Genomic DNA, 16030 nt, shown 5'->3' with positions numbered 1-16030 from the left:
CTTTTCAGCTTTATTTATCACAATCATGTTCATCACTGCGCTGTAATGCTATCTATCAGAAATAACAATTAGGATATGGGCTGTTTAGCCGTAATCATCTCACGCAACGCTTTTTTGCTTACTTTGCCAACTTGAGTTTTGGGAAAAGACTGCACAAACTCAATCCGATCCGGTATTTTATAGCTCGCCAGGCCCCGGTTACGCAGAAAAGATTTCACTTCGGCAGCTGACGGAGCTTCACCGCTCGGCACGATAAATGCACAGGAGCGCTCGCCCAGATATTCATCCGGCATGGATACCAATGCCGCATCATGTACGGCAGGATGGGCCAGCAGATGATTTTCCACTTCCTCGGCAGCCACTTTGTCGCCGCCACGGTTGATTTGATCCTTCGCCCGTCCTTCCACAACGAGATATCCATCAGCCGTAAGACTGGCAATATCTCCGGTACGATAGAAACCGTCCGTGGTAAACGATCTGGCATTATGTTCATCAGCCTTGTAGTAACCTCGAATCGTATAAGGCCCTCTTGTCAGTAAATGCCCCGATTGTCCTTGTTCCACATCCATGTCCTCTTCATCCACAATTCGTACTTCATCATACGGAGACATCGGCTTGCCCTGAGTGTTAACAATCACATGCAACGGATCATCCAGACGGGTGTAGTTCACCAGCCCCTCCGCCATGCCGAACACTTGCTGTAAGGTGCAGCCTAGGACGGGTTGGACACGTGCAGCCACCTCGGCGCTGAATTTGGCTCCACCAACCTGAAGCACCTCAAGTGAAGGAAGTTTAATCCCCAGGGTAGCCGCCGCATTCAACCATATGAGTGCAAGTGGTGGTACAAGAGCCGTTATGGTTACCTTATGGCGCATAATGAGTGGAAAAGCTTCATCCGGGCTGGACCCGCGTGACAGTACAATGGTTCCACCCGCATACAGCGTACCCAGAAAGCCGGGTGAGCTCATGGGATAGTTATGTGCTATAGGCAGAACGGCCAGGTAGACACTATCTGGGGTAAGTCCGCAGACTTCCACACTTCTCCGCAAACTGTAGATGTAGTCATCATGAGTGCGGGGAATCATTTTGGACAGCCCGGTACTTCCACCAGACAACTGTAGAAAAGCAACATCCGAAGAAACTGGCTCATCCGGCAGTGTGACTGGTGCTGTATAAACATCCTCCAAAGCCGTAAATCGCCCCGCTTCTCCCGCCACGAATACATGCCGAAGTCCCGGAACCTCTGCCTGAACCTCTTCGGCCAGTGTGCGGTAATCAAACCCTCCATCCTGATCAGGTATCACGTATGCTACGGCCTCAGAGAAACGGGCAAAATACGTAATCTCACTCTTCCGATGTAAGGGAAGTGCATATACAGGCAGTGCACCAATGCGGAATAAGGCAAAACACACCTCGATAAACGCCGTAATATTGGGCAGCTGGATAATAACTCGATCATGCTGTCGTATTCCTTTGGCATATAAGCCAGCGGCCAGACGATCCACCCGATCGTTCAGCTCCGCATAGGTTAATTGTTGTTCACCACTGATAACGGCTACTCGATTGCCATATAGTTCTGCGCGCTGGCGGAGCATTTCTCCAAACGTAATTCCTTCCCAGCAGCCTTCCTGACGATAACGTTCGGCAACTTCCTCAGGCCAGGCCTGAAATCCTGACAGCATCATTCATTCCTCCTTCATACTGGACACAGATGAATCCAAACCCATGGCGAGCAGCATTGTTCCGAATTTCGCTGAGGTCTCTGCCAGCTCCGCTTCGGCTGTAGAACCTGCCACAATACCCGCACCAGCGAACAGTTTAAGCGTGTTCCCTTCCACTTCCGCACATCGGATCGTTACAGCCCACTCGCCGTCACCCTCACTGTCACACCAGCCCACCATGCCGGTGAATAATCCCCGTTCAAACGGTTCCTGTTCTCGGATGGCTTCCCGAGCGGCCTGTACAGGCGTTCCACAAATTGCTGGTGTAGGGTGGAGAGCAAACGCAAGTTCCAGTGATGATGTGTTCACATTAGCAAGCTCCCCGTGAATTTCCGTAGATAAGTGCCACATGGTTCGTGTTTGGATCAAGGAGGGTTCTGCCGGGACGGATAGCTGCTTACACAACGGACGCAGCGCTTCCGCCACAGCCTCAATGACTACTGCATGTTCATGGCGATCTTTGGCGGAAGCCAGCAGTGCTTTTGCACGGCGACGGTCCTCAGCCGGATCATCACTCCGGGCAGCAGACCCAGCGAGTGGATTGGCTCTCACTTTGGACCCTTTCCGGGTAACTAGCAATTCGGGACTCGCTCCGATATAAGTCCGATGAGTTTCTTTTTCCGCCTCCACATAAGCGCGTTTATTCGTTGTTATATCACCTTTTGCTAGAGAGAGTTTCGTCATCGGAACAGCAAATGTATATCCGTGTGTGTTATCCCTGAACAAATTACGGAGTAACTGATGCGTGTTCACAATCGTCTGTGAAGTCACATGCAGTGTACGGGATAACACCACTTTGTGGAGATCGCCTTGATTCAGATCCATCAAAACGTTGTTTACGCTTTGCTGAAATATGGCTCCGGCAGGTTCTTCACGTACCGCGCAACCCACCGCGGCTGGACGTTTTTCCACCAATGCTCTGGAGTCCGGGGATAGGGGTTCAGCCCATTGGATCTTTTCTGGTACGAATAGCTCCGCAGAAGAATGTATCGGATCGAACGGAATGGCGCCGACCACAATCGGTTTCGTTTGGCCCGAGCGTCTCGCCTTTCCCATCAACTGCTCCATCCGGTTAATGAAAAGCTGCGTTTCTTCATTCCGCTTTTGTTCACTAACATTAACCGCGCCCATGGAGTCAGGTGTATTCCCTTCCGATGCCTCCATGGCAGACCATCGAATTTGTTCCCCTTGAGCTAACAGGGTATGTTGCGGTGAAGACCAGAAAAAGGACGTCCCTTCCTGATATTGTTCCAGAAGGTGTAAGGCGGAAGTTGCAGCAACCGTACCCGCTTTTGACATGATTATCATCTCCTTATCTTGATTCAGGCACCTAGCGTGGCGCCTCCGTCCACACACAAGTTATGCATCGTAATATGTCTAGCCTGATCCGATACCAAAAAAAGCACACTATCCGCTATATCCGATGGTAACGCCAGCCTGTTCAGTGGTATGCCCAGTCGGTATGCTTGCTGGGAACCCGCGATAACGGCCTGTGCTCCCTGCTCATCCGCCCACAATGCACGCTGCATATCGGTATCCGTCGAACCTGGAGATACAATGTTACAGCGGATATGGTCTGAGGCGTATTCAAGCGCCAAACATTTGGTGAACATGGTTGAAGCCGCTTTGGAGGCCACGTAGGCAGACATGTGCATCCGGGGCACGCCAGAAGCATTTGAACCGACAGTAACAATCGCCCCCGACTGACGTTCGGCCATGTAACGCACCACAGCACGTGACATGTAAAATACACCATGTGTATTCACGTCAAAAGTTCTTGTCCATTCTTCATCAGGGAGCTCTCTCACAGCCCCCGTGTATAGTACTCCCGCTGCATTCACCAAAATGCCAATCGGACCTAATGTATTCTCAATACGCTGGATTGCATCTTCGACGAATTGACGATTAGATATATCCACAGGACAGGCTGTTGCTTGATAACCCTGACTATGCAGATCTGTGACCAGTTGATTCAACTGATCCTCTCGTATGTCGACAGCTGCAACAATAGCGCCCTGCTCGGCAAGCAATCTCACCACGGCTGCACCGATGCCTTGCGCAGCACCGGTGACTACGGCTACTTTTCCATCAATCCCTGTGTAACTCACTCCTGTTCCTCCCTTGCATTACTGCTCCCTCTCCTATTGGAGGAGATATGTTAGCCTGCTGAACACGATTGGATATCCGTAAATCCGTAACATTTCTGTCCACTTGCCTTTCGCCCAATATCACGTACCGATACCTCTGATTGAGAAATACTGTCGTCTCTTTCCTCCTACGACTCCGGGCTGCAGGCAAAACGCATCGTACGACTAATCAGAAACGGCAATACGGATACATGGTTTTCTTCTTCAAACTCGGTATATTTAATGTCCAGACCGGGCTGATTCAGCGCAGACAACCGTTCTGTAAGACTCGAAGCCTTATCATTGTTGCGCGCAGGATGTGTCTTCTCCTGTTCACCAATGCCAATCCACACCTTGACGTTCACGGGATGCTGCTCCAGCCGTGCGACAAATTCCTGTTCCTCCGCCAGCATGACGTTCTGATTCCAGTGAAGCGAAGGGCTGCCCGCAATGTAATAGCGAAAAGCTTCCGGTTTCTTGAACAGCGTATGCAACACGAACAATCCACCAAGGGAATGACCAAAAATAGCCTGTCTGCTCCGATCAATCCTGAACTGCTGTTCCATATCCGGCTTCAGCTCTTCTTCAATAAACTGCAAGAATTCATCGGCTCCACCCTGTTTTGGTAAAGGTGTTCCATCCGAATTCTGGGTATATTCCGTTGTGGTCTGCGGGGTAAAGTCATAGTAACGGTGCGGTGAAAAAGGACCGGCCGTTGGATACCCGATGCCAACAACAATGGCCGGAAGTGCTCCGGTCTTCTCCGGTCTGCGGCCCTGTACACGAACGGCTTCGACCATCGTGCCAAACACCGAGTTGGCATCCAGCAGATAGATCACCGGATATCCCGAAGGCGGTGGTGCTTCTGCCGGTTGGAATACCATGATTTGATAGGCATGATTGCCGTTGCGTGATTTCATGGTCCATTGTTCGGCACGGGGAATCTGTACTGTACTGCGTGCGATATGTTCAAGGGTGCCAGATGCGGGTTGATTGGGCTGAAACGTCATTACGGATGGTTCCTCCTCGTTGTTCTGCGTATATAAGTTGAATATTGAATTACACATACACTCCACCGTCAGAATAACCTTCCAATCGCTGTTATCTCCAGATTTCCTCTATCCCCTCTTATAAAGGGAGAAATCCGGAGATAGCCTATGCTTTCGACGTAGCTTTCTTTCAGAAAGCTTTCAGGCGAACGCTTCGCTTCTCCAGGTTTTTTCTGACGTCTCCGTTTCTGTGTAGTTCATAAACTCAACTTATACTGTTATGTTTAATATAATTATTGAAATGTATGAGATTGATTCTCATTACCAATTATAAAAGAGTAAATCCGGCTGTCCCATGGACGATATCCAGAAATGATTTTGATTATCTCCATATTCCCACATTTCTGTAACTGACTTGGTTACTCCTAAAATAAAAAAACTCCCTCACGGAATACCTGAAACGCTGGAATTTGTCCGGTTTCTGGCACTCCGCAGGGAGCTACATTTCTCATATTGTGATCAATACATCAATGGATTGCCTCTATTATTGCGTTAACGCCTTCAGCGTGTCGTCAATGACATGACCATAAGCAATCAATCCACCGCCCAGCCACGGAGCTGGCTCTACTGCGTACACATTTCCAGCTTTAACGGCTGGCATGCTATTCCATACTTTGGTATCCGTCATTTCCTTCATGCTCCCCGGACCCTGTTCCACCGTGAAAATAAAGTCGGCATCAATCTCAGGCAACACCTCGGTCGATACCGTTGCGCTGTTCTCCGTTTGTACCAGTGTTGGCTTGCCAAGCCCCAATTGCTGATATACAACGTAACCACTAAAGTAGTTACCACCCATCATACTAATCCCGCGAGGTGCAAAACGAATGATCGCTGCTTTCTTGCCTTCGGTAACTTTGGCGAGCTTGGCCTTAGCATCATCTACCTTCGCATGATATGTTGCAATGGCTTTTTCGGCCTCAGCCGTTTTGCCCAGCAGATCACCGATCACCTGCAAAGACTTCTCTACATCACCCGAAGCATTCGTAAATACGTAGGTTGGTGCAATTTTCGAATAACTCTCATATACACCGTTCTCAGCATATTGGGCCGTGTGTAGAATAATAAAATCTGGATTGTACGCCATTAGTGCTTCAGGAGAAGGCAAACCACTGGAGAAATCCAGTGTTGGCACTCCGCTCAACTGGTCCTTAAGGTAAACATGGCCTTGCGTACCACTTGCCCACTGAGCTACCGGTTTAACGCCTAGCGTCAGCAGAGAGTCTTCCAGATAAGGTGCAAAAACACGCTCCGTATGCTCAGGAACGATAACATCATGTCCCAGATCATCTTTGACAGTTCGTTCTCCTTTGGTTTGTTCCGTGTTCTCTTCGCTTACAGCAGTCCCTGATGAGGCCGTGGTGGAAGCCTCCGTTGTTGGCTTCTCTTTCTGTGCTTCTCCCTCAACTTCTGATTTTGAACCACAGGCAGACAGCAGACCCGTAATCAATACCAGTACGAGCAAGGCCGAGAAACCGGTACTACGAAATGGACGAACGGAACTTTGTCCGTTACCTTTTTTCTGTTGAAACATGACATATCCCCCTTGATAAACATTCTCATTTAGATAGATGGATTATATGTCATGTAGCCCGGGAATCACCATGGACGTTATCCAGATATACATTTGGACAATATCCCGTGAAAATCAGGAGCGCTTCATCCAGCATGCGCATCACGCCTACGGCAGAGTAGTCAAACCAGGGGTCACCTGTGATCAGATGAATCTGGTATTGCCTTACTGCCTTAAGCTGACGCCATACCGGCGAGTGCTGTAGACTAAGCCAATACGCCCGCGATGCGGCCTCAGGACACACCATAACAAGAATCCGATCTGGATTTAGCGCAGCCAGTTGTTCCAATGTTAACCGTGTGTTGGCCTGAACATCGGGAAACGTCTCCAGTTGTAATCCATTATTGTACAACACCTCTTCAATGCCCGGATTTCGATACAGATAAAGGTGCTGACCATACACCCGGACAACGATGACCTTCTCTCGCCCCACTTTCTGTTTTACGGAATCCCGTGCCTTCTCGACTCGCTGATTGTATACGCTAATCCACTGCTCTGCCTGTTCTTCCCGCTCCAAAAAAGCAGCAATCATGCGTAACTGCGCACGCCAATCCAAGTGATACTTCGGTACAAAACAACAAGGTGCAATCTCAGCCAGTTTGGCCTGATCCTGATCACTGATCTGATCCGTACCGACAATAGCGTCCGGCCGGATATGAACCAAACGCTCCACGTTGGCTTCAAATCTCAAGCTGGTATACGGGTCTGTCAGTCTCAAGTGTGACTGAATCTCTGTTCGGTGCGCGTTATAATAATAAGCGGTCCATTTGGGGTCAATCGGCGCAGCGACAGGCATGACATTAAGCGCCAGCAGCTGTCCAATAATGCTGGAGGAGCAGGTGGCGATGCGTATTCTCGCATTTTTGGCATAATCCGAAGGAGATACGCCCACTTCTTTTTTAAATTTGCGGCTGAAATAATACTCATCGCTATAGCCCACTCTCAGCGCGATTTCACGAAGTTTGTATCCTGTTTCTTTCAGATATCGTTTCGCACGATTGATGCGAAGATCGGTCAGATATTCCATTGCACTCTGCCCGTAGGTCTTCTTGAACAGGTCCACGAAATATTTCGCACTGATATTGGCTTTGTGGGCGAGATCCGCAATAGACAAGGGTTCGTCATAGTGCTCATCCATATATACTTTTACCTTGGCAAGATCCGTCTTGGGACTGCGGCCGGTAACGGGTAAGTGCGCAGGGGTCTGCGAATCATTTTCCAGTAACATGAGGCCACTCCTTTCGATCTGCTTGATCGGTTTGATATGAAATGTACAGGGCAATACAGCCGGTACTATATTAGACTAACGAAAATGATAATCATTATCAATTAAAATATCACATTCTTTTCCATTCAGTCAATCCATATATGGAAGAATGTACACAGTTCGATGTTGAGACTATCGCGTAAAAGGCAAAAAAGCTAACTGCGTGTTTTGGGCACGAGTTAGCTTTTGATGACGAATTTTGCAACATTAAGTTTGTAAAAATTTGAATTGAATTTAATCCCGGCTCCGCAGCTTGCCGAGTAGACGAATAATTTCTAGATACAGCCATACCAGCGTAACCATCAATCCAAATGCACCGTACCACTCCATATATTTCGGAGCACCGTTGTCGGCACCACTTTCAATAAAATCAAAATCAAGTACCAGATTCAGTGCGGCCACAATGACGATGACGACAGAAATGCCGATTCCGATCAGGCTGTTGTCATGCAGATAGGGAACGGTAATCCCGAAAAAACCAAGAACAAAACTGAGGAGATACATAATCATGATGCCTCCGGTTGCTGCCACAACCCCCAGCTTGAAATTCTCCGTAGCTTTGATCAGTCTTGTCTTGTATGCCATCAGCAGAGCAATAAAGACGGCCATGGTCAGCAAAGCAGCTTGCAGCGTAATGCCGTTATACAAGTATTCATACGTAGCCGAGAGTGCTCCGAGGAACATCCCTTCCGCAACGGCATAGATCGGCACAAGATAAGGCGCTGCAACAGGTTTGAATGAAATAATCAATGCGAGGATAAATCCGACAATCGCCCCTCCATATGCAAGAGGAAGCACTTCCTGCCCATTGAAAAACATCATCCAAGATGCAAATGCACTGCCCAGCAGGATTACCAGCGTAATAAACGCCTTGTTTACCGTACCGTTAATCGTCATTCTAGTCTGATATCGATCATCTCCATAGCCTCTGGAGTCTTCAAACGTACTATCTTTGAGTGTGGGGTTACCGCTACGTCCGATCAAAACAATCACCTCTTCTATGTATTTGGTTAATCCTGTACTACCATCTCTACGTTCTACATTGCCATTTCTACGAACTACATATTAAATTGCATATTGAAAATATAAATTCTAATGCTTCCAGGCAGACGTGGGATGCAATCCGGAGATCACATCCTTGTCTGTTGACGCAAGGCATGGGCTATATGTCCCAAAACTTTGCGAAGAATACTTTACGCTTTATTCAGCACATTCCATCATTTGATTCCAATTCTTAACGCTCTTGGGGCATATTCGAGATAATTATTTGTACAACACTTTATCTACATTGTATTTCGCACGCATCGTGTTGATGATATAGGTCTCGTAAATTTCGCGATCCACCGGATCTTCAATAACGCACACTTCAATGGTGGTTACTTCCTCGCGGTGTGACTTCATTGGTGATACGGTATCTTCAAAATGTTTCTTGATGCGCGGTCTTAATTTTCGTGCTTTCCCGACAAATAACAACTCATCAGCAGCATTGTAAAACATAAAGATACCGCCCTGTTCCCGCGTAATCAGGTGGAAATCGGTGAATCCATAAATGTGGCTAAGCTGTGGATCAGCCTGCTTCGTGATGGTGACATCTGGTGTTGGCACAGTAATATTAATCAATAGGTTCACTTCCTCATTATCTATAGGTTTACATCCTATCATATATTATAAAGGGAAACCATTTCATTAATAAGAAGCAAGATTCAAGCTTTTTTCAACTATTACGACAAATATTTCAAAAAAAAGGTTAACTTCCCTGATTCAAAGTGGTACTATAGGGGTATGAGGAAGAATTTGGGCACTAAGACATATGTCTTTATATCTACTTCCGTCTATTGTACCCTATGATTGATCATCTTTTTCATACTGAATTCTGTTACGTGCGCACGACAAGAGTACAGTTAGCAAGAACCTAGCCTTATAGTGTTACGATTCATCATCTATTCGACCCTTGCAGCAAGCAAACGTAGAAAGATCCTAGATTTACGAAGATAGTATAGAACTGGATTGACCTAGAAAGCCTGCAATTATAGCCGTACGAGAGTAAATAGACACACGTAGAAGGACAGATAGCTATCGATCCTAGAGAGACTAGTCATGCAACGCCAACCTAGAAAGTTATAAGCAGCAGCACTATAAAAGATGGATCACGTTTCACCCCAGCCCGGCATGATGCCAGGGCTTTTTTACGTTTGCGCAAACAACCAACCACCTCCGCAGGGAAACAGAGGTATCGTGGTTCTTTCTGCGGGGGTTATAATATGGCAAGATAGCAAATAAGGGAGTGATGGGATGTATTCCGATCTGCAACTGACGGAGGACCGCCCTGTATATATACAAGTCAAAGATTATATGAAGCGATTGATGCTCAAAGGCGGCCTGCAAGCCAAACAAAAGCTTCCTTCCACCCGCGAACTCAGTACACTCATGAAAGTAAGCCGCAGCACGATTCTGCTGGCCTATGCTGAACTTGAGGAGGAAGGCCTGATTTACGCGATCAAAGGCAAAGGCAATTACGTAAGCTCCACCATTGATGCACCTGAGGCAACATCCGGGTGGCAGCTGGACTGGAACGAACGTGTCAGCGATTATGCAATCCAGGCAGAGCAGTATGATCTGATGAAACATGGCTCTGGCTCAGAGCGTGGTGAGATTTCATTTACCAGCATCGCGCCGGATGAGAAGCTGTTCGACATGCACAATGTCAAAAGAGCCTTTCTCGACCGGATGTCGCTTGAAGGGGAAGTGCTGCTGAATTACGGATATGCACAAGGCTACAGACCTCTTATGAAGTATCTGCTGCGCTATATGGAAAATAAAGGTGTCGACCTATCCGGCAAAGATATTCTGATTACCAACGGATTTACGGAAGGTTTTGATCTGGTACTAGGCGCACTTCGCAAAAAAAGCGGCAGGGCCCTGTGTGAAAACCCGACACATCATACCGCTGTTAAAAATCTGAGGCTTCATCAATTCTATCTCACCGGTGTGGATATGGAATCAGATGGTCTGGACCTAAAGCAGTTGGAACGGGAACTTGCAGCCAACCCGTATGATCTGGCCTATCTTGTGCCCTCCTACCACAATCCTACCGGAATCGTGACATCCCCTGCCAAACGGACAGAGATCATTCGGTTGATGAACCAGTACCAGGTGCCGATTATTGAAGACGGCTTTAACGAGGAATTGCGGTATTCGGGTTCACACGTCTCCCCTCTGATTGCCAGTGTGGGCAAAGGGAATGGACTCGTGTATCTGGGCAGCTTCTCCAAGATATTGTTTCCGGGACTGCGGGTAGGCTGGGTCATTGCGGATGCAGAACTGATTGATTACCTGGAAAGCATGAAACGGGCGCGCAGCATTCATACCTCGACGCTGGATCAGTCCCTGCTCTATCAGTATCTGAGCAACGGCAATTTCGAGAAATATTTGAAGCGGGCCCGCACAGAGTACAAGCGAAAATATGAGCTGGTCGTCCGCTGCTTGCGGCAGTATCTGCCGATGTGCCGGGTTTCCGGTGAAGGCGGACTTCACCTGTTCGTACAATTCCCACCAGAATACCGCACGAGGGAGCTGCTGGCGGCTTGCAAGGCAAAAGGCGTTACCTTCATGCCCGGGGATACCTTTTATCTTGAACCAGGCCAGGGACAAAACACGATGCGTTTGGGCTTCTCCCGAGTCAGCGATGAGAACATTCGCAAAGGTATTCGCATCATTGGCGAGACGGTTGCTCAAATGAAATGAGGAGGATTCACATGAAAGTTGGCGTTATTATGGGTGGCACATCTTCGGAGCGGGATGTTTCTCTGCTCACCGGACAGGAGATGATCAACCATCTGGATGGACAGAAGTATGAGGTTATTCCGGTGGAGATCAATAGCAAACGTGATCTCATTGACAAAGCAGCAGGATTGGATGTGGCACTGCTCGCTCTGCACGGCAAATACGGCGAGGATGGTACGATTCAAGGTACGTTGGAGTCGCTGGGTGTTCCTTACACAGGCTGTGGTGTCCTCGCGAGCAGCGTATGCATGGACAAAGATATGTCCAAACGCCTCATCCAGCATGCGGGTGTACCTACTGGCGAGTGGCTTCAGGTAAGCAGTCTGGATGAATTGTCATCAGTCGCTGTGCAGCAGTTAACGTATCCCGTTGTGGTAAAGCCCAATTCAGGCGGTTCCAGTATCGGCACGCAAGTGGTGCAAGAACCCTCGGCTCTTCATGCGGCTGTAGAAGCGGCTCTCGTCTGGGACGAAGTCGTCATGATTGAGCAATATATTGAGGGTGAGGAGATTACCTGCGCCGTTCTGGATGGTCAGATGCTTCCTGTTATCTCGATTCGTTCAAATGCCGATTTTTTCGATTACACCTCCAAATATAATGATGGCGGCGCTGAGGAGCAGGTCGTCCAATTGCCTGCGGATTTGCATAAACGTGTAGAAGCTGCGGCATTAACCTGTTACCGGGTGTTAAAATGCAGTGTCTATGCTCGCGTGGACATGATGATTCGGGATGGCATGCCATACGTGCTTGAGGTGAATACGTTGCCAGGTCTTACCCGAAATAGCCTGCTGCCCAAAAGTGCAGCCGCTGCTGGTATCTCCTTTGCCAGTTTGCTGGATTCCATCATTGATCTCTCGTTAATAGAACGCCAAAAGGAGGCAACTCGATCATGAGTCTGAATGTAACGATTCGTAACAGTTCCTCTGAAGATCTGCAAGATATGGTCATTCTTATGGATCAACTCGGTTACCCAACCACGTATGCCGAGATGAAGGAGCGTTATTCGCACATCGCTGCGGATTCAAACTTTGCAACGTTGGTTGCCGAGGTCCGTGGCCGTGTCGTTGGACTGATTGGCCTCCAAACATCTTATCTATATGAAAAAAACGGAAGACACTGCCGTATTATGGCTCTTATCGTGCATGACCAGTTCAGAAGCTCCGGCATCGGTCGTCAGCTTATTCTGGAAGCAGAACAATGGGCAGCCACTCATGGCGTGGATTCCTTGTCTCTAAACAGCGGCAATCGCCCGGATCGTGAAGCTGCGCATGAATTCTACCAACAGATGGGCTTTACCGCAGGAAGCACCGGCTTTAGCAAAAAGCCGCAGGCTTTGCAGCATAGCTGACCTTCGGCGTAAAACATAAAATGCCCATTTCCAACGTGTTCAGCTGGAAACGGGCATTTTTTATAATATACGACTTACTTATGGCCGGTCGATGAAAATCCAGCCTGTTTCTTTTTCCTTATCTACAGATGCCCCAAGAGACTCAGCCATAAAGCGCAGCGGGACATAGGTCTTGCCGTTTTTGCCTACATAGGCGGGTTCAACCATTGTTACTTCCTTGCCTGCAACGGTGGCCTTCTTGGAACCCACAGTCAGGACAATCTCATCGCCGGTGATATCGTCAATAACGATGATTTTATCCGAGCCTTTGGTCCATTTCACTTCAGCATCCAATTCCTCGGACAGATAACGAAGAGGAACAAATGTTGTATTTTTAACAGTGACTGCGCCATAGGCTTCGTCGTCCGGATACAACATGACATATTTACGAGTGATTCCCGCTTCATCTTTCAACAGCTGATACACAAGTGAATTGGAATCAAAATTGCGCAACATCTGACCTGGAGTGATATCTCCCTGCATCAGATCAATTGCACCAGCCGTTTTGTCCACGGCATCCACAGTTACTGGTCCACCAATATTCCACAGTTCACTGTCACCATATACGGATACCGATTTGATCGGCAGATCTTCAGAAGCAGGCAACGCTACTTTGAAATCATAATTCTGTTTACGGATATTCAGTGCGCTGTCCAGATAAAAGTCCAATTTGAGATTGGTCTCAGTTCCGAACACCGTCTTCAATTCAGGTGTTTCGGTCAACAAGTTGGCTAGTTCCTTGTCGTAATTGGCAAGAATCTCGTCAAGACCGCCCTTAATCATTTCATACAATGAAGCAACTTCGGCATCCCGTGATTCGCTAATCGTAGAAGGAAGGGCACTGCCGTCGCCAATATCAACCGTGTTGAATGTAACGAGGATAGGGTAGAACACATCATACAGATCTCCAATCAGATCCTTGAGTCCTTGCTCATCCTGAGCAACACTTGTCAGAAACGGTTTAACCATGGCAAGAAGCTCTTCTCCACTGATCTCCACATGCAGCTTGGAGAGGCTCAGCGATTCACCGTTAACCGATTCCTGTACCGGCGTTACGGAAATATTTTTCGGGTTGGACAAATGCTTCAGCGCAAAGGTGAGCAATTTCGGGGAAAGCTCCTCGATCTGCTTCTCCAATGCCTTCGTATCTAGCATAGGAAGTGTGTCATCCTCCAAAGATATGTATAGAGGCTTTTGCGCTCCGTCTACATCAATGACCATTTCCGATTTATCCATCGACAGATGGAAAGGTAATTTCTTTCCTTGCATACTCAGTGTACCTTTGACAGACGCCGTGTTGGAGTCCTTCACTTTGGCATCTTCAATATCCAATGAAACGGAATTAATGAGTTCAATCATTTGAAGCGCATCCTCATCGACGAGGTTTGCTGTAGGTTCAATTTTTATATGCATCGACTGTTTGGATTCACCGGACTTGACGGTTGTACTGTTGACAACGGCTTTGCTAATATCTACGCCACCTACGGCCTGACATCCCGTAAGCGCAACCATCATCAAAACGAGTGGTACGGCAATCCACTTCAATAGCTTGTGATTTTTGATACAATCTCCTCCTTAGGAAAAATGTGGTTCACTCCTATTATGAGGGTTATAGGTAATTGTTGTAAACCGGATCGGTAAATAAATACCAAAAAAAGGCCGAACGATGGTCCGACCTCGGGTATGACGTATATTTAAAATTTGGTGTAATTGGCTTCAACAACACTATGCCTAGTCCAATCATAAACAGTTCAGTTTATTCTTTTTTCGTATCCTCTGCCTCAGTGTCCTCATCGGATTCTTTACCATCGGTACGTGCAGGGGTTTCAAATTGATCCGGTTCGTCGTCTTGAATGGCTTTGTTCTCTTCATTCTGGTCTTGTGTCATATCGTATTCCCTCTCTTCTACCGGATTTTAGGCAACAATCTGTGCCTTGTTTCTATCAATAACCGGAATAATGAAAAATTAAACAGACAGAGGTGGCAACTTAGAAAATATAAAAGACAATTCCGTTTCCGCTTGCAGCCGTTGCCTGATATAAAGCCTGAACATCATTCAGTGTCTGAACGATCTCCTGGAATGTCTCCTCTGCGTCCCAATCCTCCATGACAGGATACACGCCCTCAGCTACCATTTGTTCCAGGCTAAACCGTTTCTTCAATTCTTCAGGTGTCAGTTGTTCTAACGCCATGTACGCCTCGAGCACCTGTTCATTGTTCAGCAGGAACAGATCCATGTCTGAATAGTTGCCCAGATATTGTTCGCCTGCCAAAGGGACCACATATCCCAGAGGAGGCTGCCCCTCTACCACTTCACCAGTCAACGTAAACTGAAGCATCTGCCACATTTTATCGATATCCAGCTCGACCGAACAATCATGAACACTGACTTCACCTGACTTAATGGATGCAATTAATTCATTGGTGACAACAAGATATCTGCCGGACATGCCCATACCCTTATCCCTCCTATGTATGTACTTCCCTTCTTTCCCATTAACCGTGCATGTTGTACAAGAATCGGGGTAAAGAGGTGGAAAGGAACAATAATCTTCAAGGAGGAGCGGAATCCATGAAAAAGTTTGATTACAGCCTCAATTACGAGGAGCTTGATCTGCGCAAGCAGCCTGAACTGTATACCGTTGGCCGGGGAGAGCAAGGAGTATTAATGGTGGAGCCCTACAAAAGCGAGATTCTACCGCACTGGCGGTTCAAAACACCTGAAATTGCGAAAGAATCCTCGCAAAAGATCTACGAACTATTTTTGGAGTATAAGAAAAAGGATGACTTTGTCGGTATGGATATGGCGCGTAAGTTTCTGCAAATGGGCTATACGCGGGCAAGGCGGTATACGAATCATAAAGGCGGACGCAAATACTCGAAGGAGGACGGCTCCACCCTGCCTTATCAGAATGATAAGGTGAAGGCTGAATCAGCAGCCATTTTCAAAGCACAATGGGAGATCGCCAAAACGGATCCGGATTATGTGAAAATGAAGCAGGAGCACCGGGAAAAGTACGAGTCGGAGAACGCGCAGAAGCATGGGTGAAAATACATGATTTATGCAGACGTTCATTTTGATATAATGCAATACATCAAGCTTCACACACGAGATTAACGATGTATA

15 protein-coding genes are annotated in these 16030 nt (G+C 47.5%); 4 read left to right on the top strand and 11 right to left on the bottom strand.

Annotated elements, in window-relative coordinates; translation table 11 throughout:
• Positions 1-68: 68 nt before the first annotated feature.
• From CRO25_RS30350 to CRO25_RS30315, 8 genes are all read right to left on the bottom strand, one after another.
• Complete coding sequence (locus CRO25_RS30350) at positions 69-1682, bottom strand: (2,3-dihydroxybenzoyl)adenylate synthase (protein WP_079697576.1); 1614 nt, start codon at positions 1680-1682, stop codon at positions 69-71.
• Between the two features lie 3 nt (positions 1683-1685).
• On the bottom strand, positions 1686-3020 hold the full coding sequence (gene dhbC, locus CRO25_RS30345) for an isochorismate synthase DhbC (protein WP_079697550.1): 1335 nt from the start codon (positions 3018-3020) through the stop codon (positions 1686-1688).
• Positions 3021-3043: 23 nt separating this feature from the next.
• The gene (locus CRO25_RS30340) at positions 3044-3829 is read right to left on the bottom strand and encodes a 2,3-dihydro-2,3-dihydroxybenzoate dehydrogenase (RefSeq protein WP_079697549.1); all 786 of its coding nucleotides are present in this window, start codon (positions 3827-3829) and stop codon (positions 3044-3046) included.
• A gap of 167 nt (positions 3830-3996) precedes the next feature.
• Positions 3997-4857: an alpha/beta hydrolase gene (locus CRO25_RS30335; RefSeq protein ID WP_079697548.1), complete on the bottom strand. Its 861-nt coding sequence runs from the start codon at positions 4855-4857 to the stop codon at positions 3997-3999.
• Between the two features lie 523 nt (positions 4858-5380).
• Positions 5381-6427, bottom strand: a complete 1047-nt coding sequence (locus CRO25_RS30330) for an ABC transporter substrate-binding protein (RefSeq protein ID WP_079697547.1) — start codon at positions 6425-6427, stop codon at positions 5381-5383.
• Positions 6428-6476: 49 nt separating this feature from the next.
• Positions 6477-7694: an AraC family transcriptional regulator gene (locus CRO25_RS30325; RefSeq protein WP_079697546.1), complete on the bottom strand. Its 1218-nt coding sequence runs from the start codon at positions 7692-7694 to the stop codon at positions 6477-6479.
• A 273-nt stretch (positions 7695-7967) separates the two neighbouring features.
• Positions 7968-8717 (bottom strand): Bax inhibitor-1/YccA family protein, encoded by a 750-nt coding sequence (locus CRO25_RS30320; protein ID WP_063565881.1) that lies wholly within the window; start codon positions 8715-8717, stop codon positions 7968-7970.
• A 279-nt stretch (positions 8718-8996) separates the two neighbouring features.
• Positions 8997-9353: a nucleotide excision repair endonuclease gene (locus CRO25_RS30315; protein WP_063565880.1), complete on the bottom strand. Its 357-nt coding sequence runs from the start codon at positions 9351-9353 to the stop codon at positions 8997-8999.
• 672 nt (positions 9354-10025) lie between these two features.
• Between CRO25_RS30315 and CRO25_RS30310 the strand changes: the two genes are divergently transcribed.
• From CRO25_RS30310 to CRO25_RS30300, 3 genes are read left to right on the top strand one after another with little or no spacing between them, the layout of a single operon-like run.
• Positions 10026-11477 carry a PLP-dependent aminotransferase family protein gene (locus tag CRO25_RS30310; RefSeq protein WP_079697545.1) on the top strand — a complete coding sequence of 484 codons (1452 nt, stop codon included), beginning with the start codon at positions 10026-10028 and terminating at the stop codon, positions 11475-11477.
• Positions 11478-11488: 11 nt separating this feature from the next.
• Positions 11489-12409: a D-alanine--D-alanine ligase gene (locus CRO25_RS30305; protein ID WP_079697544.1), complete on the top strand. Its 921-nt coding sequence runs from the start codon at positions 11489-11491 to the stop codon at positions 12407-12409.
• A complete protein-coding gene (locus CRO25_RS30300; RefSeq protein WP_063565877.1) occupies positions 12406-12864 on the top strand; it encodes a GNAT family N-acetyltransferase in 459 nt (152 codons plus the stop codon). Before CRO25_RS30305 ends, CRO25_RS30300 begins: the two co-directional genes overlap by 4 nt.
• A 78-nt stretch (positions 12865-12942) precedes the next feature.
• On the opposite strand, the gene CRO25_RS30295 is transcribed toward CRO25_RS30300, so the two are convergent.
• From CRO25_RS30295 to CRO25_RS30290, 3 genes are all read right to left on the bottom strand, one after another.
• Positions 12943-14448 carry a copper amine oxidase N-terminal domain-containing protein gene (locus tag CRO25_RS30295; RefSeq protein WP_256863796.1) on the bottom strand — a complete coding sequence of 502 codons (1506 nt, stop codon included), beginning with the start codon at positions 14446-14448 and terminating at the stop codon, positions 12943-12945.
• Between the two features lie 211 nt (positions 14449-14659).
• Positions 14660-14791, bottom strand: a complete 132-nt coding sequence (locus CRO25_RS34080; RefSeq protein ID WP_256716703.1) for a hypothetical protein — start codon at positions 14789-14791, stop codon at positions 14660-14662.
• 100 nt (positions 14792-14891) lie between these two features.
• Positions 14892-15359, bottom strand: a complete 468-nt coding sequence (locus CRO25_RS30290; protein ID WP_072733835.1) for a YfbM family protein — start codon at positions 15357-15359, stop codon at positions 14892-14894.
• Positions 15360-15475: 116 nt separating this feature from the next.
• Between CRO25_RS30290 and CRO25_RS30285 the strand changes: the two genes are divergently transcribed.
• Positions 15476-15952 carry a DUF4385 domain-containing protein gene (locus CRO25_RS30285; RefSeq protein ID WP_079697543.1) on the top strand — a complete coding sequence of 159 codons (477 nt, stop codon included), beginning with the start codon at positions 15476-15478 and terminating at the stop codon, positions 15950-15952.
• The last annotated feature ends 78 nt before the right edge of the window (positions 15953-16030 follow it).

It is taken from the genome of Paenibacillus sp. RU5M (genome assembly GCF_900221055.1).
Lineage (GTDB): Bacteria > Bacillota > Bacilli > Paenibacillales > Paenibacillaceae > Paenibacillus > Paenibacillus marchantiae.
This window is presented reverse-complemented; position numbering and strand designations above follow the sequence as displayed.

What these genes read in the sequence shown, in the direction of transcription:
- CRO25_RS30290 (WP_072733835.1), bottom strand. Translation starts at nt 15,359, where the DNA reads ATGGGCATGTCCGGCAGATATCTTGTTGTCACCAATGAATTAATTGCA.
- CRO25_RS30310 (WP_079697545.1), top strand. Translation starts at nt 10,026, where the DNA reads ATGTATTCCGATCTGCAACTGACGGAGGACCGCCCTGTATATATACAA.
- CRO25_RS30330 (WP_079697547.1), bottom strand. Translation starts at nt 6,427, where the DNA reads ATGTTTCAACAGAAAAAAGGTAACGGACAAAGTTCCGTTCGTCCATTT.
- dhbC (WP_079697550.1), bottom strand. Translation starts at nt 3,020, where the DNA reads ATGTCAAAAGCGGGTACGGTTGCTGCAACTTCCGCCTTACACCTTCTG.
- CRO25_RS34080 (WP_256716703.1), bottom strand. Translation starts at nt 14,791, where the DNA reads ATGACACAAGACCAGAATGAAGAGAACAAAGCCATTCAAGACGACGAA.
- CRO25_RS30305 (WP_079697544.1), top strand. Translation starts at nt 11,489, where the DNA reads ATGAAAGTTGGCGTTATTATGGGTGGCACATCTTCGGAGCGGGATGTT.
- CRO25_RS30350 (WP_079697576.1), bottom strand. Translation starts at nt 1,682, where the DNA reads ATGCTGTCAGGATTTCAGGCCTGGCCTGAGGAAGTTGCCGAACGTTAT.
- CRO25_RS30325 (WP_079697546.1), bottom strand. Translation starts at nt 7,694, where the DNA reads ATGTTACTGGAAAATGATTCGCAGACCCCTGCGCACTTACCCGTTACC.
- CRO25_RS30300 (WP_063565877.1), top strand. Translation starts at nt 12,406, where the DNA reads ATGAGTCTGAATGTAACGATTCGTAACAGTTCCTCTGAAGATCTGCAA.
- CRO25_RS30335 (WP_079697548.1), bottom strand. Translation starts at nt 4,857, where the DNA reads ATGACGTTTCAGCCCAATCAACCCGCATCTGGCACCCTTGAACATATC.
- CRO25_RS30285 (WP_079697543.1), top strand. Translation starts at nt 15,476, where the DNA reads ATGAAAAAGTTTGATTACAGCCTCAATTACGAGGAGCTTGATCTGCGC.